Source organism: Streptomyces sp. NPDC001401 (assembly GCF_042895385.1).
GTDB lineage: Bacteria > Actinomycetota > Actinomycetes > Streptomycetales > Streptomycetaceae > Streptomyces.
Genome location: NZ_JBIAWI010000004.1, coordinates 152,020 through 176,291, shown reverse-complemented (window position 1 = coordinate 176,291; position 24,272 = coordinate 152,020). Strand labels below are relative to the sequence as shown.

The following is a 24,272-nucleotide window of genomic DNA, read 5'->3' as shown; positions in this document are numbered from 1 at the left end:
TCCGACGACCAGTACAACCACCAGGACCGGCGAACCACGTGAGCTCCTCTTCCTCCATCAGGCGCCTGTCGCACCCCCAGGTGCGACCGGGGGGCCGTGGCGTCTACCGACTGGTGCGTACCCCGCCGACCCGACAGGATCCCCCTCGTCTGGACGCGCCACAGCGCTCCGTGGTTGACCACAAGGGCGGCCCGCTGCTCGTCCTCGCAGGTCCGGGCACCGGCAAGACGACCACGCTCGTCGAGTCCGTGGCGGCGCGGATCGCCCGTGGCGGGGACCCCGAACGCATCCTGGTGCTGACGTTCAGCCGCAAGGCGGCCGTCGAACTGCGCGACCGCATGGCACTGCGCATAGGGGCGGCCCGCGCGCCCCAGGCGACCACCTTCCACTCGTTCTGCTACGCCCTGGTCCGCGCCCACCAGGACAACGACCTGTTCGTGGAGCCGCTGCGCCTGCTGTCCGGCCCCGAGCAGGACGTGACCGTCCGTGATCTGCTCGCGGGCCAGGTCGACCTGGAGCGGCTCGGCCTCGCGCATGTGCGCTGGCCCGACGAACTGAGGGCCTGCCTGACCACCCGGGGCTTCGCCGACGAGGTCCGCGCGGTCCTCGCCCGCAGCCGCGAACTGGGCCTGGGGCCCGCCGCCCTGGACGCCTTCGCCCGCCGTATCGGCCGCCCCGACTGGCGTGCCGCGGCCACCTTCCTCGCCGAGTACCTCGACGTCCTCGACCTGCAGGGCGTGCTCGACTACGCGGAACTGGTCCACCGCGCGGTCCTCCTCGCCAGCCGCCCCGAGGCCGCCGAGCGGCTCGCCGCGCGCTACGACGCCGTCTTCGTGGACGAGTACCAGGACACGGACGCCGCCCAGGTGCGGCTGCTGCACGCCCTCGCCGGCGGTGGCCGCACCCTCGTCGCCTTCGGCGACCCCGACCAGTCGATCTACGCGTTCCGCGGTGCGGACGTGGGCGGCATCCTCGAGTTCCCGGGCGCCTTCCCGCGCGCGGACGGACGCCCGGCGCCCGTCGAGGTCCTGCGCACCTCGCGCCGCTCCGGTGCCGCCCTGCTCGGCGCGACCCGGCTGCTCACCCAGCGCATGCCGCTCACCCGGCTACCGGCGCAGAAGGTACGCGCGCATCGCGAACTCGCCCCGGTGCGCGACGGCGGCCGCGTCGACGTCCACACGTACCCGACGCCCGGTACGGAGCTGGACAACATCGCCGACATCCTGCGCCGGGCACACCTGGAGGACGGTGTCCCCTGGCGTGAGATGGCCGTATTGGTGCGGGCCGGATCCCGCACGATTCCGACGGTCCGCCGCGCGCTCACCGCGGCGGGCGTGCCCCTGGACATCGACGGTGACGACCTGCCGCTGCGGCACGAACCGGCCGTGGCGCCGCTGCTGACTGCGCTGCGGGCGGTGGCCGCGGCGGAGGCGGCGCGGACCGATGTGCCGGACGAGGCAGACGCCGAGCCGGACTCCGAAGGCGCCGCGGTCGAAGAGGGCGATTCCGAAGAGACCGTCGCTCAAGGAACCGAAGAGACGGTCTCTCGAGGACTCGTCTCCGAAGAGCCCGGGGCCGCCGCGTCCTGGCTCGACACCGAAACCGCCCTCACACTTCTCGCCTCCCCCCTCGCCGGCATGGACGCCGCCGACTTGCGCCGCCTCGGGCGTGCCCTGCGCGACGAGGAGCGGGCCGCGGGCAACCCCCTGCCGCCGCCCTCGGACGAACTGCTCGCGCGGGCACTGGCCGAGCCGGAGCGCCTGGTCGCGCACGACCCCGCGTACGCGCGTGGCGCCCAGCGTCTCGGCGCACTGCTGCGCAAGGCCCGCGAGCGCCTCGCGAGCGGCGGTACGGCCGAAGAGGCGCTGTGGGACCTCTGGGACGGGACACCGTGGCCGGCTCGTCTGGAGCGGTCCGCGCGGCGTGGCGGCGCTGCCGGGCGCAACGCCGACCGCGACCTGGATGCCGTGTGCGCGCTGTTCGCGACCGCCGCGCGCGCGGAGGAGCGCACCGGAGGGCGGGGCGCCCTCAACTTCCTGGAGGAGATCGATGCCGAGGACATCGCCGCCGACACCCTCACGCGGCGTGCCGTCCGCCCCGACGCCGTACGCCTGATGACCGCGCACCGCTCCAAGGGCCTGGAGTGGAGCCTGGTCGTCGTCGCGGGCGTGCAGGAGGGACTGTGGCCGGACCTGCGCCGCCGAGGCTCCCTCCTGGAGGCCGACCGCATCGGCCGCGACGGACTCGCCGAACCGCTCACCCCGGGCGCCCTGCTCGCGGAGGAACGTCGCCTGTTCTACGTTGCCGCCACACGCGCGCGTGAACGCCTCGTCGTGACCGCGGTGAAGGCACCCGCCGACGACGGTGACCAGCCCTCCCGCTTCCTCACCGAACTCGGCGTCGAGCCCAGGGACGTCACGGGCCGCCCGCGCCGCCCGCTGTCCGTCGCCGCGCTCGTCGCCGAACTGCGCGCCACCACCGTCGACCCGCGCGTCTCGGACACCCTCAGGGAGGCCGCCGCGCACCGCCTGGCCCGGCTCGCCGCGCTCGCCGACGAGGACGGCCGCCCCCTCGTCCCGTCCGCCCATCCCTACCGCTGGTGGGGCATGTTCGAGCCGACCGAGAGCAAGGTGCCGCTGCGCAACCGCGACCAGCCCGTCGTGCTCTCGGGCAGTGCCCTCGACCAGCTGGCCAACACCTGCGCCCTGCAGTGGTTCCTGGGCCGCGAGGTGAAGGCCGACGCCCCCGCGACGGCCGCCCAGGGCTTCGGCAACGTGGTGCACGTCCTCGCAGACGAGGTCGCCTCCGGCCACACACCCGCCGATCTCGCCGTCCTCATGGAGCGCCTCGACTCCGTGTGGAACGCGCTCGCCTTCGACGCGCCCTGGAAGTCGGCGCAGGAGAAGGAGAACGCGCGCGTGGCGCTCGAACGCTTCCTGAAGTGGCACGTCATGGACCGCACCGGCCGCACACCGGTGACCAGCGAGCACGACTTCGACGTCACCCTCGAAGCGGGCGACTACGAGGTGCGCATCCGCGGCTCCATGGACCGTGTCGAGGCCGACGGCGAGGGCCGCGCCTACGTCGTCGACTTCAAGACCGGCAAACAGGCGCCCACCGCGCGCGAAGTGGAGCGCCACCCCCAGCTCGCGGTCTACCAGCTCGCCGTCAGCGAGGGCGCCGTGGACGAGGCCTTCGACGGCATGCGTCCCGAGCCCGGTGGCGCCGAACTGGTCCAGCTGCGCCAGGGCGCCGCCCAGCGCGACGGCGGCGAGACCCTGCCCAAGGTGCAGGCCCAGGAGCCGTTGGAGGGGGAGTGGGTCGGCGAACTGCTGGCCAACGCCGCCGGAAAGGTCCTCGACGAACGGTTCACGCCGAGCGCCGGCCAGCACTGCACGCACTGCGCCTTCCAGGCGTCCTGCAGCGCGCGGCCCGAAGGGCGACACGTGGTCGAGTGACGCGAGTGATCTTCCGGGTCCTCTGTGATCGACCGCACCACGGGTGCTGACCTGCGCTTCTTCCCGCCCCGAGGCCGATGTGGCCTCCACTGTCAGTGGCCGCCGCTAGCCTCTCTGACGTGCCGCCCCGTATCACCGATCCCGATCAGCTCAAGGAGCTCCTCGGGATTCCGTTCACCCCGGAGCAGACGGCCTGCATCATCGCGCCGCCGGCCCCGCAGGTGATCGTGGCCGGAGCCGGGTCGGGCAAGACCACGGTGATGGCGGCACGCGTGGTGTGGCTGGTCGGCACCGGCCAGGTCGCCCCCGAACAGGTTCTCGGCCTCACCTTCACCAACAAGGCGGCCGGCGAGCTCGCCGAGCGCGTCCGCAAGGCGCTCGTCAGGGCGGGCGTCACCGACCCGGACGTCATCGACCCGGACAACCCGCCGGGCGAGCCCGTGATCTCGACGTACCACGCCTTCGCGGGCCGCCTCCTGACCGACCACGGCCTGCGCATCGGCCTCGAACCGACCGCCCGTCTGCTCGCCGACGCCACCCGCTACCAGCTCGCCGCGCGCGTGCTGCGCGAGGCACCGGGCCCCTACCCGGCACTCACCCGCTCCTTCGCGGACCTGGTCAGCGACCTGCTCGCCCTCGACGCCGAACTCGCCGAGCACCTCGTACAGCCCGAGGACGTGCGCACGTACGACGCCGGCCTGCTGCGCACCCTGGACGGCGCCAAGCTCACCAACGCCGACCTGCGCAAGGTCCCCGAGGCCGCCGCAGCACGCCGCGAACTCGCCGGCCTGGTGGTGCGCTACAGGGCCGCCAAGCGCGAACGCGACCTGCTCGACTTCGGCGACCAGATCGCCCTGTCCGCGCAGCTCGCCCGCATCCCCGAAGTGGGCCGCATCCTGCGCGACGAGTTCCGCGTGGTCCTCCTCGACGAGTACCAGGACACGTCGGTGGCCCAACGCATCCTCCTGGCAGGCCTGTTCGGCGACGGCACCGGCCATCCGGTGACCGCCGTCGGCGACCCCTGCCAGGCGATCTACGGCTGGCGCGGTGCCTCCGTCGCCAACCTGGACGACTTCCCCGAGCACTTCGCGCACCCCGACGGCCGCTCCGCCACCCGCCAGGCGCTCAGCGAGAACCGCCGCAGCGGCGGCCGCCTCCTCGACCTCGCCAACGGTCTCGCCGAGCCCCTGCGCGCCATGCACGCGGGCGTGGAGGCGCTCCGCCCGGCCCCCGGCGCCGAACGCGACGGCACGGTGCGCTGCGCGCTGCTGCCCACCCACGCCGACGAGATCGACTGGATCGCCGACTCGATCGCCCACCTCGTCGACACGGGCAAGGCACCCGGCGAGATCGCCGTCCTGTGCCGTACGGCAACCGACTTCGCCGAGATCCAGGGCGCGCTCGTAGCCCGGGACGTCCCCGTCGAGGTGGTCGGCCTGTCCGGGCTGCTGCACCTGCCCGAGATCGCCGACCTGGTCGCGGTCTGCGAGGTCCTCCAGGACCCCGGCGCCAACGCCTCCCTGGTCCGCCTGCTGACCGGCCCGCGCTGGCGCATCGGCCCCCGCGACCTCGCCCTCCTGGGACGCCGCGCCCGGCTCCTCGTCTCCCACGCGCGCGTGGGAGACGAGGACGACCGGGACCGCCGGCTCGCCGAAGCCGTCGAAGGCGTCGACCCCTCCGAGGTGACATCGCTCGCAGACGCCCTCGACACCTTCCTGGAGATGCCGCTCGACACCGAAGGGGAGGACGACGGGCTGCCCTTCTCGCCGGACGCGCGCGTGCGGTTCGCCCGCCTGGCCGCCGAACTGCGGGACCTGCGCCGCTCGCTGGCCGACCCGCTCATGGACGTCCTGCACCGCGTCCTCGGCGTCACCGGCCTGGAGGTGGAGCTGTCGGCGTCCCCGCACGCACTGGCCGCCCGCCGCCGCGAGACCCTCTCCAACTTCCTGGACATCGCCGCCTCGTTCGCCGCCGGCGACGGCGAAGCCACCCTGCTCGCCTTCCTGGCCTTCCTGCGCACCGCCGCCCAGTACGAGAAGGGCCTCGACAACGCCCTCCCGGGCGGCGAGAACACCGTGAAGGTCCTCACCGCCCACAAGTCCAAGGGCCTGGAGTGGGACGTCGTCGCCGTCCCCGGCCTGGTCACCGGCACCTTCCCCAGCACCCAGGGCCGCGAGAAGTGGACCGCCCAGGCCAAGGTGCTGCCGCACGAACTGCGCGGCGACGCCGACACCCTGCCCGACGTCGACGCATGGGACTCCCGAGGCCTGAAGGCCTTCCAGGAGGCAATGAAGGAACACCAGCACACCGAGGAACTCCGCCTCGGCTACGTCACCTTCACCCGCCCCCGCTCCCTCCTCCTCGGCTCCGGCCACTGGTGGGGCCCCACCCAGAAGAAGCCACGCGGCCCGTCCGACTTCCTGCAGGCCCTCTACGACCACTGCGAGGCCGGGTACGGCGAGATCGAGGCGTGGGCGGACGAGCCCGCCGAGGGCGAGGAGAACCCGGCCCTGCACGCGGCGACCGCCGACCAGGTCTGGCCCCTGCCCCTGGACGAGGCATCCCTGGCCCGACGCCGGACAGCCGCCGAAACGGTCCTCGCCCACCTGGAGGACCTCGCCTCCCACGAGGACGGCCACCCCGCGGCCACGCACGACCCGGACAGCCACGACGACCCGGACTGGCCCCAGCCGCCGGACGACGAAGACATGCCCTACTACGAAGACACGCCCTACGACGAGGACGATCCCTTCACGGAGGGGGACCCTTTCACGGACGAGGACCCCACCGACTGGGACGCCTGGTCCACCAACCGCCCCACCGTCCCGCACCAGGCGACGGCCCCGGAAAGCACCGAGCACACGGGCACGCCCGACAGCGCACGCGCGCACCTGGAGCGCAACGCGCGCGCATCCACGCCCACGCACTCTCACACCGCCCCCGCGCACTCCCGCCTCACCCCGGAGGAGGCCCGCACCCTCGCCTCCTGGGACCGCGACCTCGACGCCCTCACCGGCGAACTCCTGCGCGCGCGGCAGGCCGTAACGGACGTCCCCCTCCCCGCCTCCCTCACCACTTCCCAAGTGCTGCGCCTGGCCGCCGACCCGGACGGTTTTGCGCAGGAACTCGCGCGCCCCATGCCGCGCCCCCCGCAACCCGCCGCACGCCGGGGCACCCGCTTCCACGCCTGGATCGAGGCTCGTTTCGAAGAGCTGACCCTTCCGATGCTGGAGCCGGAGGAACTGCCCGGCAGCGAGACCGAGATCGCCGACGAACGCGAGCTGGAAGCCCTCAAGGACGCCTTCGAACGCACCCAGTACGCCCACCGCACACCCCACCGCGTCGAGGCGCCCTTCCAGCTCGCCATCGCCGGCCGCGTGGTCCGGGGCCGCATCGACGCCGTCTACAAAGAGGACGACGGCGACCGGACGACGTACGAGATCGTCGACTGGAAAACCAACCGCACCCGCACCGCCGACCCGCTCCAGCTCGCCCTGTACCGGCTCGCCTGGGCCGAGCAGCAGGGCGTTCCCCTGGAGTCCGTCAACGCCGCGTTCCTGTACGTACGCACTGGTGAGGTAGTACGACCGGAGGGCCTGCCGGACCGGTCCGCACTGGAGCGGCTGCTGCTGGAGGAGCCGACCGCGTCGGCAAACTGTGAGGAACCGCCCAACGAGGATGTCGGTGCGGGCCGATAGGCTCGTGACCATGAGCCAGACCCCGGACAGCGCCGTCCGTACGTACATCGAGCAGCACCGTGCCGCCTTCCTCGACGACCTCGCGGAGTGGCTGCGCATCCCGTCCGTGTCGGCCCAGCCCGACCACGCGCCCGACGTACGCCGCAGCGCCGACTGGCTCGCCGCCAAGCTCAAGGAGACCGGCTTCACGACCACCGAGGTCTGGGAGACGCCGGGTGCCCCGGCCGTCTTCGCCGAGTGGCCCGCCACCGACCCCGCGGCGCCCACCGTCCTCGTCTACGGCCATCACGACGTACAGCCCGCCACCCGCGAGGACGGCTGGGACAGCGAGCCCTTCGAACCCGTCGTCCGTGAAAACCGTCTCTACGCGCGCGGGGCGGCCGACGACAAGGGCCAGGTGTTCTTTCACACACTCGGCGTCCGCGCCCATCTCGCCGCCACCGGCAGCACCGCCCCCGCGGTCCACCTGAAGCTGCTGATCGAGGGCGAGGAGGAGTCCGGCTCGCCGAACTTCCGCACCCTCGTCGAACAGCACGCGGACCGGCTCACCGCCGACGCCGTGATCGTCTCCGACACCGGCATGTGGTCCGAGGACACCCCCACGGTGTGCACCGGCATGCGCGGCCTCGCCGAGTGCGAGATCCACTTCTCCGGCCCCGACCAGGACATCCACTCAGGCTCCTTCGGCGGCGCCGTCCCCAACCCGGCCACCGCCGCCGCCCGCCTCGTCGCCGCCCTGCACGACGAGCACGCACGCGTGGCGATCCCCGGCTTCTACGACGGCATCGTCGAACTCACCGACCGCGAGCGCAAACTCTTCGCCGAACTGCCCTTCGACGAGCAGCAGTGGCTGCGCACCGCCAAGTCGTACGCCACCCACGGCGAAGCCGGGCACACCACCCTGGAGCGCATCTGGACCCGCCCCACCGCCGAGGTGAACGGCATCGGCGGCGGCTACCAGGGCCCCGGCAGCAAGACGATCATCCCGTCCTCGGCGATGGTCAAGCTCTCCTTCCGCCTGGTCGCGGGCCAGGACCCCGACCACATCGAGAAGGCCGTCCGCGCGTGGGCCGCCGACCAGGTGCCCGCCGGGATCCGGTACGAGATCACCTTCGCCGCGGCCACGCGCCCGTGCCTGACACCGCTGGACCACCCCGCCCTGCAGTCCGTCGCCCGCGCAATGGGCCGCGCCTTCGAAAAGCCCGTCCGCTTCACGCGCGAGGGCGGCTCCGGACCCGCCGCCGACCTCCAGGAAGTCCTCGGAGCACCCGTGCTCTTCCTGGGCATCTCCGTCCCCTCCGACGGCTGGCACGCCCCGAACGAGAAGGTCGAGCTCGACCTGCTCCTCAAAGGCGTCGAGACCAGCGCATACCTGTGGGGCGACCTCGCCGAGACATGGCGCCATGCACCCTGAGCGCCCCGCGCCGTCCGTAGCGGCACCGCGCGCGGGGCACACTGAAAGAGCTGCCCCGCACCGCCCAGCCCCACCGGATCGAGTCGCCTCCCGCCGTACGTCCCGCCGAACCGCCCGCCGAAACAATCCGTTCCACTGGGGGAGTTGGAAGCACCCGTGACCACCTGGACCGACCACACCGCCGACCGCCCCATCTCGCTCACCGCCCCCAGCGGCATCGACCGCGCCGCCCACCACCGGCTCGACGAGGCCTGGCTCGCGGCGGCATGGAGCCACCCCACGACCCGCTGCTTCGTGGTCTCCGGCGGCCAGGTCCTCATCGACGAGACGGCCGACGGCCGCACCGAACTCGTCATGACCCCCTCCTTCGAAGCCCCCCTGACCGAAGCACACCGCTACTTCCTGGGCACCGACGAGGACGGCGTCAGCTACTTCGCCCTCCAGAAGGACGCGCTGCCCGGCCGCATCGACCAGTCCGCGCGCCCCGCCGGCCTGCGCGAGGCCGGCCTACTGCTGTCGCCCCGCGACGCGGGCCTGATGGTGCACGCGGTCGGCCTGGAGAACTGGCAGCGCACCCACCGCTTCTGCTCCCGCTGCGGCGAACGCACGGTCATCGCCGCCGCCGGCCACATCCGCCGCTGCTCCGCCTGCGGCGCCGAGCACTACCCGCGCACCGACCCCGCCGTGATCATGGCCGTCACCGACGAGGACGACCGCATCCTGCTCGGCCGCCAGGTGCACTGGCCCGAGGGCCGCTTCTCGACGCTCGCCGGCTTCGTCGAGCCCGGCGAGTCCATCGAGCAGTCGGTACGCCGCGAGGTCTTCGAGGAGGCGGGCATTACCGTCGGCGCCGTCGAGTACGTCGCCAGCCAGCCCTGGCCCTTCCCGTCCAGCCTGATGCTCGGCTTCATGGCCCGCGCCACCTCGACCGAGATCAACGTCGACGGCGACGAGATCCACGAAGCCCGCTGGTTCTCCCGGGACGAACTGGGCGCCGCCTTCGAGGCCGGCGAGGTACTGCCCCCCTACGGCATCTCCATCGCGGCCCGCCTGATCGAGATGTGGTACGGCAAGCCGCTGCCGACGAGGAGCTTCATCTGAGGCCGACGCCACGGATCACCGGGACAAGCCGGTGGTGTGATGTGAACCAGTCGTGACGCGAAGCACAGAAGGCGGTCCCTGAGTACCACTCAGGGACCGCCTTCAGACCGCAGCAGAGCGATTACACGCCGATCTTCTGCTTCACCTGCGCCAGCGACGGGTTCGTCAGCGTCGAACCGTCCGGGAACAGCACCGTCGGCACCGTCTGGTTTCCGCCATTCGCCTTCTCCACGAAAGCCGCGGAATCCGGGTCCTGCTCGATGTTGATCTCGTTGTACGTGATGCCCTCGCGGTCCATCTGGCTCTTCAACCGACGGCAGTAGCCACACCACGTGGTGCTGTACATCGTCACAGTGCCCGGCATGTCTCTCGCACTCCTCAGCTGCTCGGGGATGCTTGTTCGCAGTGATGGAACGTACTTGAAAGGGCCACCATTCCCACACGCGGTACCGCACCGGACGTGACGCCTGCCGCATTAGTACGACTGCAGATACCTGCCTGTGGACAACCGCCGCACCCGTCTCCGGCGACCTGGCAGCATGGCCATGTGACAGCAGCAACGCACTCCACGCTCTTCCCGCAGGTCCCGGACTCTGCCGACGCGGTGCTCGAAGGGCTCGACCCCGAGCAACGCGAGGTGGCCACCGCCCTGCGCGGACCGGTGTGCGTACTGGCAGGCGCCGGCACCGGCAAGACTCGAGCGATCACCCACCGCATCGCCTACGGAGTGCGCGCCGGAATCCTGCAGCCCTCCAGCGTGCTCGCCGTCACGTTCACCAACCGCGCCGCCGGCGAGATGCGCGGCCGGCTCCGCCAGCTCGGCGCGGCCGGCGTCCAGGCCCGCACCTTCCACTCTGCCGCCCTGCGCCAGCTCCAGTACTTCTGGCCGAAAGCAGTCGGCGGCTCCATGCCCCGGCTCGTCGACCGCAAGATCCAGCTCGTCGCCGACGCGGCCGCCGCCTGCCGCATCCGCCTCGACCGCGGCGAGCTGCGGGACGTCACCGCCGAAATCGAGTGGTCCAAGGTCACCCAGACCGTCCCCGCCGACTACGCCCCCGCCGCCGCCAAGGCCGGCCGCGACACCCCCCGCGACCCGGCCGAGATCGCCCAGCTCTACTCCGTCTACGAGGACCTCAAACGGGACCGCTCCGTCATCGACTTCGAGGACGTCCTGCTGCTCACCGTCGCCATCCTCCAGGACCGGCACGACATCGCCGACCAGGTCCGCTCCCAGTACCAGCACTTCGTGGTCGACGAGTACCAGGACGTCAGCCCCCTCCAGCAGCGCCTCCTCGAGCTGTGGCTCGGCGAGCGGGACACCCTGTGCGTCGTCGGCGACGCCAGCCAGACGATCTACTCGTTCACCGGAGCAACCCCCGACCACCTCCTCGACTTCCGCACCCGCCACCCCGGAGCCACCGTCGTCAAACTCGTCCGCGACTACCGCTCCACCCCCCAGGTCGTCCATCTCGCCAATGGCCTCCTCGCCCAGGCCCGAGGCCGCGCCGCCGACCACCGACTGGAGCTCATCTCGCAGCGCGAGGCGGGCCCCGAGCCCGGCTACACCGAGTACACCGACGAACCCGCCGAAGCCGAGGGCGCCGCCCGCCGCATCCGCGAACTCATGGACGCGGGCGTCCCGGCCAGCGAGATCGCCATCCTGTTCCGGACGAACTCCCAGTCCGAGACCTACGAACAGGCCCTCGCCGACGCCGGAGTCCCCTACCAACTGCGCGGCGCCGAGCGGTTCTTCGACCGCCCCGAGGTGCGCAAGGCAGGCGTCGCCCTGCGCGGCGCGGCCCGCTTCGGCGGCAACGACTCCCTCCTCGACGACGCCGTGGACCTGCCCTCCCAGGTGCGTGCCGTGCTGTCGGGAGAGGGCTGGACCCCTCGGCCCCCGGCCGGATCCGGCGCGGTCCGAGAGCGCTGGGAGTCCCTCGCCGCCCTCGTGAACCTCGCGCACGACTTCGCCGCCGCCAAACCCGGCGCCACCCTCGGTGACCTCGTCGCCGAACTCGACGAGCGTGCCAACGCCCAGCACGCCCCCACCGTCCAGGGCGTCACCCTGGCCTCCCTGCACTCCGCCAAGGGCCTCGAATGGGACGTCGTCTTCCTGGTCGGCGTCGCCGAAGGCATGATGCCGATCACCTACGCAAAGACCGACGAGCAGATCGAGGAGGAACGCCGCCTCCTCTACGTCGGTGTCACCCGGGCCCGGGAGCGCCTCCACGTCTCCTGGTCACTGTCCCGCTCACCGGGCGGCCGCCCGAACCGCCGTCCCAGCCGCTTCCTGGACGGACTGCGCCCGGGCTCCACCGCCACCGCCGGCCGCACCGCGGCCAGTGGCGCAGGGGGAGTCGAGCGCGGCTTCACGAGCAGACCGGACGCCGTACCCCGGCGCACACAGCGCACCCCGGCCCGTTGCCGGGTGTGCGGGCGCACGCTCACCGACGCCGGCGAGATGAAACTGATGCGCTGCGAGGACTGCCCCTCCGACATGGACGAGGGTCTCTACGAGCGGCTGCGCGAATGGCGCGCGGACCAGGCGCAGCGCAGTGGACAGCCCGCATTCTGCGTCTTCACCGACAAGACACTGATGGCCATCGCCGAGGCCGCCCCCGACGAGGAGGGCGAACTGGCGCGGATCCCGGGCGTCGGCGTACGCAAGCTCAACCGCTACGGGGCCGATGTCCTGGCCCTCTGCGCAGGTCGCGAGCCCGGAGAACAGGACGAAGGGGACTGATTCAAACTCGTCGAAAAAATAGTTTGCGCATGCCCCAGCAATCCCCATAGGTTCTTAGCCACGGGGACGGAGGCCTTCTCGGAGGCCCCGATTCCGTGTTCTACTTGCATATCCGTCGGACTGGCTCACCCCAGTCCCCGAAGCGCCGAGAGGAGGCGAGTCCAGTGATCAGCATCAACAGCAGCTCCATCAGCACCGTCAAAATGACCGATCGCTCGGTCGTCGCCTCCCTGTGCATGCTCGGCGCCTCGAACCAGGGCACCGGTCTGTCCGGCATTCGTGCCGCGCGTCCGGCGTCCACCTCCGTTTCTCTCGCGGGTCTTCCCATCCGTGAGCGCAATGAGCGACCGACCAAGGCACTGGAAGCAGTAGTGGCACAGGCGCAGGCCTATGCCTTTACGGCGGCCGGTGCCGGAAGCCGGAAGCAGACGACGCAGCACCACCTGATGTGGGCCTTCCGTGGGCCAGAACCCTGGAGTGATCCAGCCTGATCGCCGATCAGGCCGGCGCCTTCAGGGCCGCGGAACCCCATCCGGGATCCGCGGCCCTTCTGTTTGCCCCGAACGGGGACGACGGAGCGAAGGGGCCTCGGGACAAGAGCTGAACCCGGTACCAGCCGCCACCCGGTCCAACAGGGCCGGAACGACCAGACGAGGAAGACGAACCGTGCAACTCGAAGCGCACGCCCCGTCCGTACCGCCTTCCGAAACGATCCCCCCGCCCGGCCTCACGGAGGACTCCACCTTGATCCCGCTCACTGCGCTCACCGCGCTCGACGACGCCATCGAGAACCTCGGCGTACCCGTCCCCTGCCGTTCCTACGACCCGGAGGTCTTCTTCGCCGAGTCGCCGGCCGACGTCGAGTACGCCAAGTCCCTCTGCCGCACCTGCCCGCTGATCGAGGCCTGCCTCGCCGGCGCCAAGGAGCGGCGTGAGCCCTGGGGCGTCTGGGGTGGCGAGCTGTTCGTCCAGGGTGTCGTCGTCGCCCGGAAGCGGCCGCGTGGCCGCCCGCGCAAGAACCCGGTCACGGCATGAACATCACAGGAACGATCGACCGCCCCCTCACGAACGACCCCAAGAAGCAGGCCCCGATGAAGCCGTCCACCAACGAGCCCGCCGGCTCCGCGATCGAAGATTTCACCACCACAGGCGCGACGGGCTCGCGTCAGAACAGGACCCGAGAGATGCAACTCATCCAAGAAGCCCTGGCTCGTGCGCATATGCACGACCGACTGCATGAGGCCGAGCGGGAACGCCAGGCCGTGCGTCTGGCCACCGCCCTCCGGATGCAGCGCCGGGCCGAGCGCGCCTCACGGCGCGCCCGCCGCGCGCTCGCCATGGCGGTCATGCAGTAACCGATCACACCCGAAGCGGTGGCCTCCCGACCCCGGGAGGCAGTAGCTCCCTGCGGGGGCCGGTCCGTCCGAACGGACCGGCCCCCGCGGTGCGTTGTGCCAGCGATCCACCCACCTCGGCGTTATCGTCACCGGGTGACGAGTCTTCCCGGAGGCAGTGACGACTCAGGCTCCCTCGCGGAGCCCCGGCCCCTGGTGTGTGCCCGCTGCGGTGCCCGGTCCGAGGGCCCACAGCCCACCTGGACCTGCTCCGTGGAAAACGGCGCGCGCCACTACTTCTGCGACACCTGCTCACGGGAGAACCTCAGGGCGATCGAGGGGCGGTTGGACTCCGCCTGGTGGTGAGGCCCTCCTTTGGGGCCTCCCCCCCCCCGCCCCCGCCCCCACCCCACCCCTCGGACACGCAGCACGGCAGCCCCGATCACGCCTCCGCGGCCGGCTCCTCCTCAGTGGCTTCCTCCAGGGCGAACCCCGGCAGCCACTCCTCCAACTCCTCGCGTAGTCGCACCGTCGACCCCAGTTGGCACAGCACGCCGATTGTGCTCAATGTCACCCGGTGTATCAGGAGGTACGCCGGCGGCAGGTTCAGTTGCTTGCCCAGTTGGTAGGCGGGGGAGCGGGGATCGGCGATGCGGGCCGCCTGGCTGCGCATCCAGCCGCGGGTGAAGGTGAACTCGTCGACCCGGGCCGGTTCGATGATCGGCAGGAGGTAGTCGAGGACGGCGCTCGGGTCCAGCTCGATCGATTCCTTGACGAAGCCCTCCGTGCAAAGGAGTTCGTAGACGTCCTCCGCCTCGCCGTCGAGGGTCATGCGCAGGGAGTCGCCGATGGGCGCAGGCAGGCCGCCCGGGAGGCGGTCGACCGTGCCGAAGTCCAGGACGCCCAGGCGCCAGTCGTCCTCGCCGCCCGGGCCGCCGGGCAGCAGACGGAAGTTGCCCGGGTGCGGGTCGGCGTGCAGCAGGCCGGTGCGGGCCGGGCCGGAGAAGAGGAAACGGGCCAGGAGCTGACCGGCCCGGTCGCGCTGTTCCCGGGTGCCGTCCGAGATGATCTCCGAGAGAGGGACTCCGTCGATCCACTCGGTGATCAGGATCTGGTCGCACTGGTGGACCACACCCGGCACCAGTACGTCCGGATCGTCCGCGAACTCCTCGGCGTGCGCCTGCTGGGCCTGGGCCTCCAGACCGTAGTCCAGCTCCTCCGAGACGCGGTCCTTGAGCTCCGAGATCAGAGGCTTGATGTCCATGCCGGGGATGAGTGGACCCAACAGGCGGGCGAAACGGCTCAATTGGGTCAGGTCGGACAGGAGGGCCTCGCCGGCTCCCGGGTACTGCACCTTGACCGCCACCTCGCGGCCGTCGTGCCACACCCCGCGGTGCACCTGTCCGATCGAGGCCGCGGCGGCGGGCTTGTCCTCGAACTCGAGGAACAGGTCGGGCCAGGCCGCGCCGAGCCGCTCGCCGAGCACGCGGTGCACGGTGCTGGTCGGCATCGGCGGCGCCGCCTCCTGCAGCTTCGTCAGCGCCGCACGGTAGGGGCCCGCGACCTCCTCGGGCAGCGCCGACTCGAAGACCGACAGGGCCTGGCCGAACTTCATCGCCCCGCCCTTGAGCTCACCGAGCACCTTGAACAGCTGTTCCGCCGTGCGCTGTTGCAGCTCGCGGCCGACGATCTCCGCGGACTCGCCGACGATCCGCTTGCCCAGTCCCCAGGTCGCCCGCCCGGCGAAGCCGAGCGGGAGCGCGGCGAGCTTGGCGGTCCGGGTGACCGCCTTGCGGGGAAGATCAGACATGCGCCCTCCAAGTCCCTGCCGGCCGCGCCGCTTCTGCCGTACGGCACAACTCCTTCGGCGACCGTTGCCCCCTCATTGTCTCGTGTGACCCCTCGTCCTCAGAGATGTGTTCTCCCTTACGTTTCTCCGCGGCGCCGCAAGGGCAGGCCGGATGGGCCCAGACCGGCCGTGCATGCCAGGTCAGAGCGGGCAGGGAGACCTCCCAGCGTGCTCCGGCACTCGTGGGAACCCGGCCGTCCAGGAACGCGAGCGCGTGTGCGGCCGCCAGTCCCGCCACCGTAGTGGCCAGCGTCAGGTCGCAGGGGCGTGCCTGGCGCGGCGCGCCGGAGCGCCACTGCGCCACCAGTCGGGGCCAGGCCGGATCCCGGTCGGTGCGCCCCTCGTGCAGACAGCCCGCGCAGCCCGTCTCACCGGGCAGGACGAGGGGGCCCACGACGCCGGTCGCGTCCACGACACCGGCGTACAGATGCGGCGTACCCGAGGCGATGAGGGGTTCTGCGGTGGACGGCGCCGGGGCATGGACGGCGACGTCGTCGCGCGGGGCGAGGATCACCAGGGAGAAGCCGGGCTCGCCGTCCGGGGGCGAAGCCGTGTTGCCGCGGCGTGGCCGCCGGTCCGGGGCGGATCGGCGTACGGCCTGCCGGGCGGCCTCGTCCCTGCGGTCGCCGATGGACTCGGCGGGCAGTCCGCCCGGCGCCACGTCCCCCGCCTCCACCTTGCCGACGTCCCGCACGTCGACCTCCCCGATGCCGGCGCCCGCCAGCAGCGAGGCCAGCACCGAACCCACGCGGCCCGCACCCCGCACCTGCACGCGCAGTGAGCGGCGCGCGGCGAGGAGACTGATCGCCTCACCCGGTTCGGTGGTGATCAGGGACAGCGAGGCGAGGTCCGGGCGCAGCCGGGCGAGCACGTCCTTCTTGCCGCGCAGTGCGTCGGCGGCCGGTCCGCCGCCCTTTGCGTCGTCCAGGAGGCCGGCCCGCGCCAGCCGCTGCACCAGTCTGTCGACATGACCGTCGGGCAGGTCCATACGGCGGCCCTCCTCGCGTAGGAGGGGCAGCCCGCGGGTGCCGTTGAGCAGGTCGAGAAAGCTGCCCGTTGCCGTGTCCACCGGACCCAGCGTCAGTGCGTGCGCCGGTGTCATCCCGAACTGCACGGTGTTGAGATCGCGCCAGCCGCGCCTGAGCGCGGGCTTCACCACTGGCGCGAGCGGAACCATCGCATCCATGACATGCCCCCGTAGCCCTCGTAGAACATTCCCGTCCGCCGGTGGAGTTTCGGTCGGCGGGCGGTCGATGGTCGGTCGACGGTCCGTCGTGGCTGTCCCGGCGAGAACCAGCATGCCCGGCGGGGCGGACAGATGCCGAAAGTTGTCCACAGGCGGTGGGTATTCGTCGTACAAATCAAACGCGCGGAGGCGGATCGAGACGGAACCGTCCAGGAGCCGGGACTTCCCCCGTGTGCAGCGGGTAACGTCGGGGCGTGCCCGCCGACCCACTGCACCGCGCCGGAACGCCAAAGCGCAGCACGACGAGCCAGCCGCCGAGCGGCTCGGGGGCGAGCGCGATCGAGGTCCGCAGGAGCTCTCGTCGACGCCGGACGGTCTCCGCGTACCGCGAGGGCGATCGCACCGTCGTACTCATCCCTGCCCGGATGTCCGAGGCGGAGGAGCAGCGCTGGGTGACCGTCATGCTCGACAAGCTGGCCGCCCAGGAGAGCAAACGGGTCCTCGGTGACGACGAGCTGGCCGAGCGCGCCGAGCGGCTGTCGGTCCAGTACTTCGACGGCCGTGCCCGGCCCACGTCGGTGCGCTGGGTCACCAACCAGAACACACGCTGGGGCTCGTGCACCCCGTCCGAGGGCAGCATCCGTCTGTCGCACCGGCTGCAGGGCATGCCCGAGTACGTCGTCGACTACGTCCTCGTCCATGAGCTGGCGCATCTGCTGGTGCCGGGGCACGGTCCCCGCTTCTGGCGGCTCCTGGAAGCGTATCCGCGCACGGAACGGGCCCGGGGTTACCTCGAAGGAGTGGCCGCCGCCGAACGGTTGCCGCACCTGCCGGGGGCTCGCGGGGAGTGACGGCCATCCCCGGGCGGTGGTTGTGTACCGGGTCTGTACCGACTTCATCCGGTGTCCGAGTTAGCCGTTAACCTGGCGCGACGCACTCGCATTCGGGATGGGGGACGGTCGTTACGCATGGCCAGGGAATTCCAACGCGGCCACAAGGCCAGGATCAGTGACCTCACCGCGGGCACCGATCTGTACGTAGGCGTGCAGATCAGCGGCCCCGGACTGACCTTCGACATCAGCTGCTTCGGTCTTGACGCCGACGAACGGCTCTCGGACGACAGCTACTTCGTCTTCTTCAACCAGCCGAAGTCTCCCGAGGAGTCCATTCAGCTGCTGGGCGCCCAGGCGGGCGACACGGAGTCCTTCCGCATCACGCTGGACCGGATCCCGGCGCAGATCCAGAAGCTGTCGTTCACGGCGACGCTCGACGGCGCCGGGCAGATGTCGCAGATCGCCCCCGGATACATCCGCATCGTCGCAGGCGGCGAGGAGGTGGCCCGGTACGCCTTCAACGGCTCGGAGTTCTCCACCGAACGGGCCGTCATGCTGGGCGACTTCTACCTCAAGGACGTGTGGCGGTTCGCGGCCGTCGGGCAGGGCTTCGACGGCGGCCTGGAGGCGCTGCTGAAGAACTTCGGCGGCGAGGTCATGGAGGAGGAGGCGCCTGCGGCGCCTGCTCCGCAGCAGCCCCAGACCGGAGCCGCTCCCAGCTTCGCCCCGCCCGCGTTCGGCGCCCCGGCCGCCCCGGCCCCCGCGCCCGCCCCTGCTCCGCAGCCCGCCGCGCAGGGCTTCGCGCCGCCCCAGGGAACGACTCCGCCTCCGGCACCCGCACCCGCACCGAATGTGCACGCCGCGCCCACCATCATCGCGCCCATGGCCCCGCCCGGCGGCGCCCAGGTGCCGCCCCCCGCCCCGGCGCCCGCGCCCTACGGCCAGCCGCCCCAGCAGCAGCCGTACGGCCAGAGCGCACCGCCGCCGCCCGGCTACGCCCAGCCCCCGGCTCCGCAGGCCCCGCACGCCCCGGGCCCGCCGCCCGGCTACGGCCAGCAGCCCCCGTTCGGACAGGCCCCAGGGCAGCAGGCGCCCTATGGCGCGCCTCAGGGCGTACCCCAGGGCGCGCCTCAGGGCGCCGGGGTGAGCGCCGCGCTCCAGATGTTCAAGGAGACGCCCACCGGGCAGCGCTGGACCCAGCAGAACAAGAAACTCATCCGCGTCGACCTCGGCATCGGCGGCCAGCCTGTGCTGGCCCGCCAGGGCAGCATGGTGCTCTACCAGGGCAAGGTCGACTTCAACTACAAGGGCGCGGGCTTCGCCGGCCGGATCGTGGGCAGTGCCACCGGCCAGGAGATGCAGCTGATGCGCTGTACCGGCCAGGGGCAGGTCTTCCTCGCCGAGAACTCCACCCATCTGCACCCCGTCGAGCTCCAGGGTGACGCGATCTGCGTCTCCGCCGAGAGCGTCCTCGCCTTCGACGAGAGCCTCCAGTACGAGGTCCGCCGCATCGAGGGACATGGCATCCCCGGGGGCGCGCTGTTCACGATGCAGTTCCAGGGCACCGGCACCATCGTCGTCAAGACGCACGGCACGCCCGTCGTGCTGCCGGTCACACCGACCACGTTCGCCGACGCCAACGCCGTCGTGGCCTGGTCGGCAGCCTCCCAGGTGATCGTCTCCAGCCAGGTCCGCATGCGCCGCAACGCCTACCCGGGCGACACCGGCGAGAGCGTCAACCTGCAGTTCCGGGGCGCGCCCGGCAACTTCATCGTCGTCCAGCCGTACGAGGTCTGAGGGAGCCCGTCATGAACCAGCCACTCGCGGGCTACGCCCCCGCACCCGTCACCGCCCGCATGGAGAACCACGGCAACAACATGCTGAAGGTCGCCATGCAGACCGGAAACGACCTCCTCGCGCGCGTGGGGTCGATGATCGCCTACGAAGGCTTCATCCAGTACGAGCCCAACCCGCCGGCCGTGCGCCAGATCGCCCGCGACTGGATGACCGGCGAGGGCGCACCCCTGATGAAGTGCTCCGGCGACGGCCTCCTCTACCTCGCCGACTACGGCGCCGACGTCGTCGTCATCAACCTGGGCGGCGACGGCATCTCCGTCAACGCCACCAACCTGCTCGCTTTCGACGCGTCCCTCACCTGGGGCGTGGAGCGGGTCAAGGGCCTGGCGAAGTTCGCCGGCCAGGGCCTGTGGAACACCAAGATCTCCGGGCAGGGCTGGGTCGCGCTGACCTCCCGGGGCAAGCCGATCGTCGTCGACTGCGGTGGCGGCGAGGACGAGACGTACGTCGACCCGGACGCGCTCGTCGCGTGGTCCCCGAACCTGAAGGTGAAGGGCAAGCGCAGCTTCAAGGCGCAGTCGCTGATCGGCCGCGGCAGCGGCGAGGCCTACCAGATGGCCTTCTCCGGTCAGGGCATCGTCGTCGTCCAGCCCAGCGAGGACAGCACCGACCGCCTCCGGTTCCGGGGCTGAGGGGGAGCCAGAGACACCATGCAGAGTCCGCTTTTCGCCTTCAACGACTCGCAGTCCCAGGAGCGCTACAGCCTGCAGAACAAGCAGATGCTGCGCGTCACCCTGGAGGGCCACGACGACATCCTGGCCCGCAAGGGCACCATGGTCGCCTACCAAGGGCTCGTCGAGTTCGACGCCGAGTACCAGAGCAACAACCAGGCACGCGCGCGTGCGTACACCGGCGAGGGCCTCAGCCTGATGCGCTGCCACGGGCAGGGCACGGTCTACTTCGCCAACCTCGCCCAGCACATCCACGTGGTGGACGTGGAGCAGGACGGGCTGACCGTCGACAGCAGCTACGTCCTCGCGATGGACTCCTCGCTGCACCACGAGGTCATCGCCGTCGACAGCCTCTACGGCATCTCCGGCTCCGGGAAGTACCAGCTCAACATCACCGGCCGCGGCAAGGTCGCACTGATGACCTCGGGTGCGCCGCTGATGATGCAGGTCACGCCCGACAAGTACGTCAACTGCGACGCCGACGCGATCGTCGCCTGGTCGACCGGGCTGCGCGTCCAGATGCAGGCCCAGACCCATTCCTCGGGGGTGTGGCGGCGCCGCGGGAACACCGGAGAGGGCTGGGAGCTCAGCTTCATGGGCAGTGGTTTCGCGCTGGTCCAGCCGAGTGAGCTGCTGCCGCCGCAGAACGCCCAGATCGGGCAGGGCCTCGCCGCGCAGTACGGCATGGGGCAGCACGGGGCGCGGGCGCAGAACCAGGGGAACGTCTGGAGCTGAACGTCCAGTAAACCAACGTAAGGGGCGCACGCAGCAGCGGGCGCCCCTTACACGTTGCCGTCGCTCACAGCCTGGCGCGCGTCGCTTCCAGCAGCCGTACGACCGACTCGTCGGCCACGTCCGCCACCTCGTCGTAGGCGAACCAGCTCAGGTCGAGCGACTCGTCGCTGATCTCCTGGACCGCCCCTGGCGGTGCCAGGGCCGCGTACTGGACGTCGAAATGCCAGTGGCAGGGCGCCGGAATGGGATGCCGGTCCAGCCGCACGGGGCCGCCCGGAAGCAGCGTCAGTGCCGCGATCCCGGACTCCTCGGTCGCCTCGCGCAGCGCCGCGGCCGCCAGCGTGGCGTCCCCCGGCTCGCAGTGGCCGCCCATCTGCAGCCACATCCGCAGCTTCTTGTGCAGAGTCAGCAGAACCCGCTCACGGGAGGGATCGATCACCAGGGCGCTCGCCGTGACGTGGCCCGCGTGACAGGCCTTCCACATGCCGTCCGGATGGGCGGCCAAGTGGTCCAGATAGGCCTGGCGCAGCTCTTCCTGGTCCTCGTACCCCTTCAGGACGAGGACCGCGTCGTCGTACAGGCTCACTCGGTGCCGTCGCCGTTGTCGTTGCCCTTGTCGTCGTCCTGGGAAGGGTCGTCCTTCTTCAGGTTCGGCTTCTCCACCGCGCCGCCGCCCGCCGCCTCGCCGAGCATCTTGTCGAGCTCGGAGAAGTCCAGCTGCTCGCGGTGCACGAAGCCGTCCGGGTCGTCCAGGTCGGAGGCCGTCGGGAGCATGTCCGGGTGGGACCACAGGGCGTCCCGGCCGTCGACCCCGCGCGCGTCCGTCAGGGACGCCCACAGACGGGAGGCGTCACGCAGGCGGCGCGGGCGCAGCTCCAGGCCGATCAGCGTGGCGAACGTCTGCTCCGCAGGCCCACCCGTCGCACGGCGGCGGCGCAGGGTCTCCCGCAGCGCGTCCGCGGACGACAGGCGCGGCTTGGCGGCCGCGTGGACGACCGCGTCGACCCAGCCCTCGACGAGCGCCAGTGCCGTCTCCAGACGGGCCAGGGCCGCCTTCTGCTCGGGCGTGTCCTCCGGCTGGAACATGCCCTGCTGGAGGGCGTCCTGCAGCTGGTCCGGATTCTGCGGGTCGAACTGGCCGACCACGTCCTCCAGCTTGGCCGTGTCGACCTTGATCCCGCGCGCGTACCCGTCGACCGCGCCGAACAGGTGCGAGCGCAGCCACGGCACGTGCGCGAACAGGCGCTGGTGGGCGGCCTCGCGCAGGGCGAGATACAGCCGCACCTCCTCCTTCGGCACGCCCAGGTCCTTGCCGAACGCCTCGATGTTCACCGGCAGCAGCGCGGCCTTGCCGACCGGCCCGAGCGGCAGGCCGATGTCGGTGGAACCGACGACCTCGCCCGCGAGCACACCGACGGCCTGCCCGATCTGCGTGCCGAACATCGCGCCGCCCATGGAGCGCATCATGCCGATCAGCGGGCCCGCCATGGCCTGCATCTCCTCCGGCAGGACGTCGCCCATCGCCGCGCCGACGCGCTCGGCGACCGGGTCGACGAGCTCCTGCCACGCGGGCAGAGTCGCCTCCACCCACTCCGCGCGGGACCACGCCACCGCGGAGCCGGCACCGGACGGCAGCGACGTCGCGTCGTCCAGCCACAGATCGGCCAGGCGGACGGCCTCCTCGACCGCGGTGCGCTCGGCGGGGCCGACACTCGCGTCCTTGGTGCCGTCAGGGGTGCCCTGGGAGACCGTCTGGCGGGCGATCTGCTTGGCCATCTCCCAGTTCACCGGGCCGCCCTCGTACGAGAGCATCTGGCCCAGCTGCTGGAAGGCGGCGCCCAGGTCGGTGGGGTTCAGCGAACCGAACATGGCAGCGAGCGGATTGTCGGCACCGGGGCCGCCGAAGCCTCCGGCCCCGGGCAGCCCGCCGAAACCGAACGGGTTGGCCGGTCCCTGACCACCACCGCTCTCCTGGTCCTTCTTCTTGCCCTCGTCGCCGTCTTCCGGCTCCTCCGGCGGAAGGCCGAATCCGAATGGGGTGTCACTCACGGGATTCCTCGGCTGGTAAGGCCGCCGGTTGTCTCCGACGGCACGACTGCCCGATAACACCACCCAGCGTAGACACCGCGGGCGGTTCGGGCCTCGGTGCTTCGCCGACTCTTGGCCTGCGGCAGGATGGATGCCACCTGGTACGGACGCGTCACTCGCGTTCTTACTGAAGACAACCGCTGGAGACGCCCGGTGAGTTCCCCAGATCCGCAGGTTCGCGCAGCGCGAAACGAGTCAACCCCGTCGACAGTCCGCGGACCCGTCGTCGCGGTCACCGGCGCGGCGTCCGGCATCGGTGCGCTGCTCACCGAGCGGCTCGTCGCCTCGGACGAGATCAAGCAGGTCATCGCCATCGACGAGCGGCGCGGCGAGTGCACGGGGGCGCAGTGGCACATCCTCGACGTACGGGATCCGGCCATCGCGGACAAGCTGCGGGGCGCCGACGTGGTGGTGCATCTGGCGCTCGATCTCGATCTGGAGACCGATCCTGCCGCCCGTACGGCCTACAACGTACGGGGGACGCAGACCGTTCTGACCGCTGCCGCCGCGGCCGGCATCCACCGGGTCGTGCTGTGCACGTCCGCCATGGTGTACGGGGCGCTGCCCGACAACGAGCTGCCGCTGTCCGAGGACGCGGAGCTGCGGGCCACCGCCGAGGCCACCGGCGTCGGGGACCTGCTGGAGATCGAGCGGCTCGCCCGGCGCGCTCCGCGCGCGCATCCGGGACTCAATGTCACCGTCGTACGGCCCGCGGTGCTGGTCGGAGGCACGGACACCGCGCTGACCAGGTACTTCGAGTCGCCCCGGCTGCTTGTCGTCGCCGGGTCGCGGCCCGCCTGGCAGTTCTGCCACGTCGAGGACCTGTGCAGCGCCCTGGAGTACGCCGTCCTGGAGAAGGTCGACGGGGAACTCACCGTGGGGTGCGACGGGTGGCTGGAGCAGGAGGAGGTCGAGGAGCTCAGCGGGATCCGGCGGATGGAACTGCCGTCGGCTGTCGCGCTGGGCGCGGCGGCCCGGCTGCACCGGATCGGCCTGACGCCGTCCCCGGCCGGGGACCTGGCGTACACGATGTACCCCTGGGTGGTCAGCGGAAGCCGGCTGCACGACGCGGGCTGGCGGCCGCAGTGGACCAACGAGGAAGTGCTCGCGGAACTCCTGGAGGAGGTCTCCGGCAGGCACACGGTCGCCGGCCGGCGGCTGGGCCGGAAGGACGCCACGGCGGCCGGGGCCGCGGGTGCGACGGTGGCGCTGCTGGGCGCGGCGGCCGTCGTACGACGGGCCCGGAAGGCCCGGCGCCGGATCTGAGAGCGAGCCCTGTACCGCATCTGACAGCAAGCCCTGTAG

The 24,272-nt window shown here is 71.5% G+C and carries 19 protein-coding genes; 14 read left to right on the top strand and 5 right to left on the bottom strand.

Annotated elements, in window-relative coordinates; genetic code table 11:
• The first annotated feature begins 38 nt into the window (after positions 1-38).
• The 4 genes from ACFY10_RS16085 to nudC all read left to right on the top strand — a co-directional run bounded on the left by ACFY10_RS16085 (position 39) and on the right by nudC (position 9,671).
• Complete coding sequence (locus ACFY10_RS16085) at positions 39-3,458, top strand: ATP-dependent helicase (protein ID WP_390665736.1); 3,420 nt, start codon at positions 39-41, stop codon at positions 3,456-3,458.
• A gap of 119 nt (positions 3,459-3,577) precedes the next feature.
• Entirely contained in the window at positions 3,578-7,156 is a 3,579-nt protein-coding gene (locus tag ACFY10_RS16080) for a UvrD-helicase domain-containing protein (RefSeq protein WP_390665735.1), read from the top strand.
• 10 nt (positions 7,157-7,166) lie between these two features.
• Positions 7,167-8,570, top strand: coding sequence for a dipeptidase (locus ACFY10_RS16075; RefSeq protein ID WP_390665734.1), 1,404 nt, complete (start codon positions 7,167-7,169; stop codon positions 8,568-8,570).
• A gap of 156 nt (positions 8,571-8,726) precedes the next feature.
• A complete protein-coding gene (nudC, locus tag ACFY10_RS16070) occupies positions 8,727-9,671 on the top strand; it encodes an NAD(+) diphosphatase (RefSeq protein WP_390665733.1) in 945 nt (314 codons plus the stop codon).
• A 121-nt stretch (positions 9,672-9,792) separates the two neighbouring features.
• On the opposite strand, the gene ACFY10_RS16065 is transcribed toward nudC, so the two are convergent.
• Entirely contained in the window at positions 9,793-10,035 is a 243-nt protein-coding gene (locus ACFY10_RS16065; protein WP_390665732.1) for a mycoredoxin, read from the bottom strand.
• Between the two features lie 183 nt (positions 10,036-10,218).
• Between ACFY10_RS16065 and ACFY10_RS16060 the strand changes: the two genes are divergently transcribed.
• The 5 genes from ACFY10_RS16060 to ACFY10_RS16040 all read left to right on the top strand — a co-directional run bounded on the left by ACFY10_RS16060 (position 10,219) and on the right by ACFY10_RS16040 (position 14,114).
• Entirely contained in the window at positions 10,219-12,414 is a 2,196-nt protein-coding gene (locus tag ACFY10_RS16060) for an ATP-dependent DNA helicase UvrD2 (protein ID WP_390665731.1), read from the top strand.
• 164 nt (positions 12,415-12,578) lie between these two features.
• Positions 12,579-12,905 carry a hypothetical protein gene (locus ACFY10_RS16055; protein ID WP_390665730.1) on the top strand — a complete coding sequence of 109 codons (327 nt, stop codon included), beginning with the start codon at positions 12,579-12,581 and terminating at the stop codon, positions 12,903-12,905.
• Between the two features lie 175 nt (positions 12,906-13,080).
• Positions 13,081-13,449 carry a WhiB family transcriptional regulator gene (locus tag ACFY10_RS16050; protein WP_010984500.1) on the top strand — a complete coding sequence of 123 codons (369 nt, stop codon included), beginning with the start codon at positions 13,081-13,083 and terminating at the stop codon, positions 13,447-13,449.
• Positions 13,446-13,769: a hypothetical protein gene (locus tag ACFY10_RS16045; RefSeq protein ID WP_390665729.1), complete on the top strand. Its 324-nt coding sequence runs from the start codon at positions 13,446-13,448 to the stop codon at positions 13,767-13,769. The genes ACFY10_RS16050 and ACFY10_RS16045 overlap by 4 nt, the downstream gene beginning before the upstream one ends.
• 135 nt (positions 13,770-13,904) lie before the next feature.
• Positions 13,905-14,114: a hypothetical protein gene (locus tag ACFY10_RS16040; protein ID WP_390665728.1), complete on the top strand. Its 210-nt coding sequence runs from the start codon at positions 13,905-13,907 to the stop codon at positions 14,112-14,114.
• Positions 14,115-14,190: 76 nt separating this feature from the next.
• Here the strand turns inward: ACFY10_RS16040 and ACFY10_RS16035 are convergent, their stop codons facing one another.
• Positions 14,191-15,558: an ABC1 kinase family protein gene (locus ACFY10_RS16035; protein WP_390665727.1), complete on the bottom strand. Its 1,368-nt coding sequence runs from the start codon at positions 15,556-15,558 to the stop codon at positions 14,191-14,193.
• Entirely contained in the window at positions 15,551-16,783 is a 1,233-nt protein-coding gene (locus ACFY10_RS16030) for a TOMM precursor leader peptide-binding protein (RefSeq protein WP_390665726.1), read from the bottom strand. Before ACFY10_RS16030 ends, ACFY10_RS16035 begins: the two co-directional genes overlap by 8 nt.
• Before the next feature lie 254 nt (positions 16,784-17,037).
• Between ACFY10_RS16030 and ACFY10_RS16025 the strand changes: the two genes are divergently transcribed.
• The 4 genes from ACFY10_RS16025 to ACFY10_RS16010 all read left to right on the top strand — a co-directional run bounded on the left by ACFY10_RS16025 (position 17,038) and on the right by ACFY10_RS16010 (position 20,879).
• Entirely contained in the window at positions 17,038-17,634 is a 597-nt protein-coding gene (locus ACFY10_RS16025) for a M48 family metallopeptidase (protein ID WP_390665725.1), read from the top strand.
• 117 nt (positions 17,635-17,751) lie between these two features.
• The gene (locus ACFY10_RS16020; protein ID WP_390665724.1) at positions 17,752-19,413 is read left to right on the top strand and encodes a TerD family protein; all 1,662 of its coding nucleotides are present in this window, start codon (positions 17,752-17,754) and stop codon (positions 19,411-19,413) included.
• An 11-nt stretch (positions 19,414-19,424) separates the two neighbouring features.
• Positions 19,425-20,105: an AIM24 family protein gene (locus ACFY10_RS16015; RefSeq protein ID WP_390665723.1), complete on the top strand. Its 681-nt coding sequence runs from the start codon at positions 19,425-19,427 to the stop codon at positions 20,103-20,105.
• Between the two features lie 18 nt (positions 20,106-20,123).
• Entirely contained in the window at positions 20,124-20,879 is a 756-nt protein-coding gene (locus tag ACFY10_RS16010) for an AIM24 family protein (RefSeq protein ID WP_390665722.1), read from the top strand.
• Positions 20,880-20,943: 64 nt separating this feature from the next.
• Here the strand turns inward: ACFY10_RS16010 and ACFY10_RS16005 are convergent, their stop codons facing one another.
• The gene (locus ACFY10_RS16005) at positions 20,944-21,465 is read right to left on the bottom strand and encodes an NUDIX hydrolase (RefSeq protein ID WP_390665721.1); all 522 of its coding nucleotides are present in this window, start codon (positions 21,463-21,465) and stop codon (positions 20,944-20,946) included.
• A complete protein-coding gene (locus ACFY10_RS16000) occupies positions 21,462-22,928 on the bottom strand; it encodes a zinc-dependent metalloprotease (RefSeq protein ID WP_390665720.1) in 1,467 nt (488 codons plus the stop codon). Before ACFY10_RS16000 ends, ACFY10_RS16005 begins: the two co-directional genes overlap by 4 nt.
• Positions 22,929-23,120: 192 nt before the next feature.
• Here ACFY10_RS16000 and ACFY10_RS15995 point away from each other — a divergent pair, with 192 nt between their 5' ends.
• A complete protein-coding gene (locus ACFY10_RS15995; RefSeq protein ID WP_390665719.1) occupies positions 23,121-24,233 on the top strand; it encodes an SDR family oxidoreductase in 1,113 nt (370 codons plus the stop codon).
• The last annotated feature ends 39 nt before the right edge of the window (positions 24,234-24,272 follow it).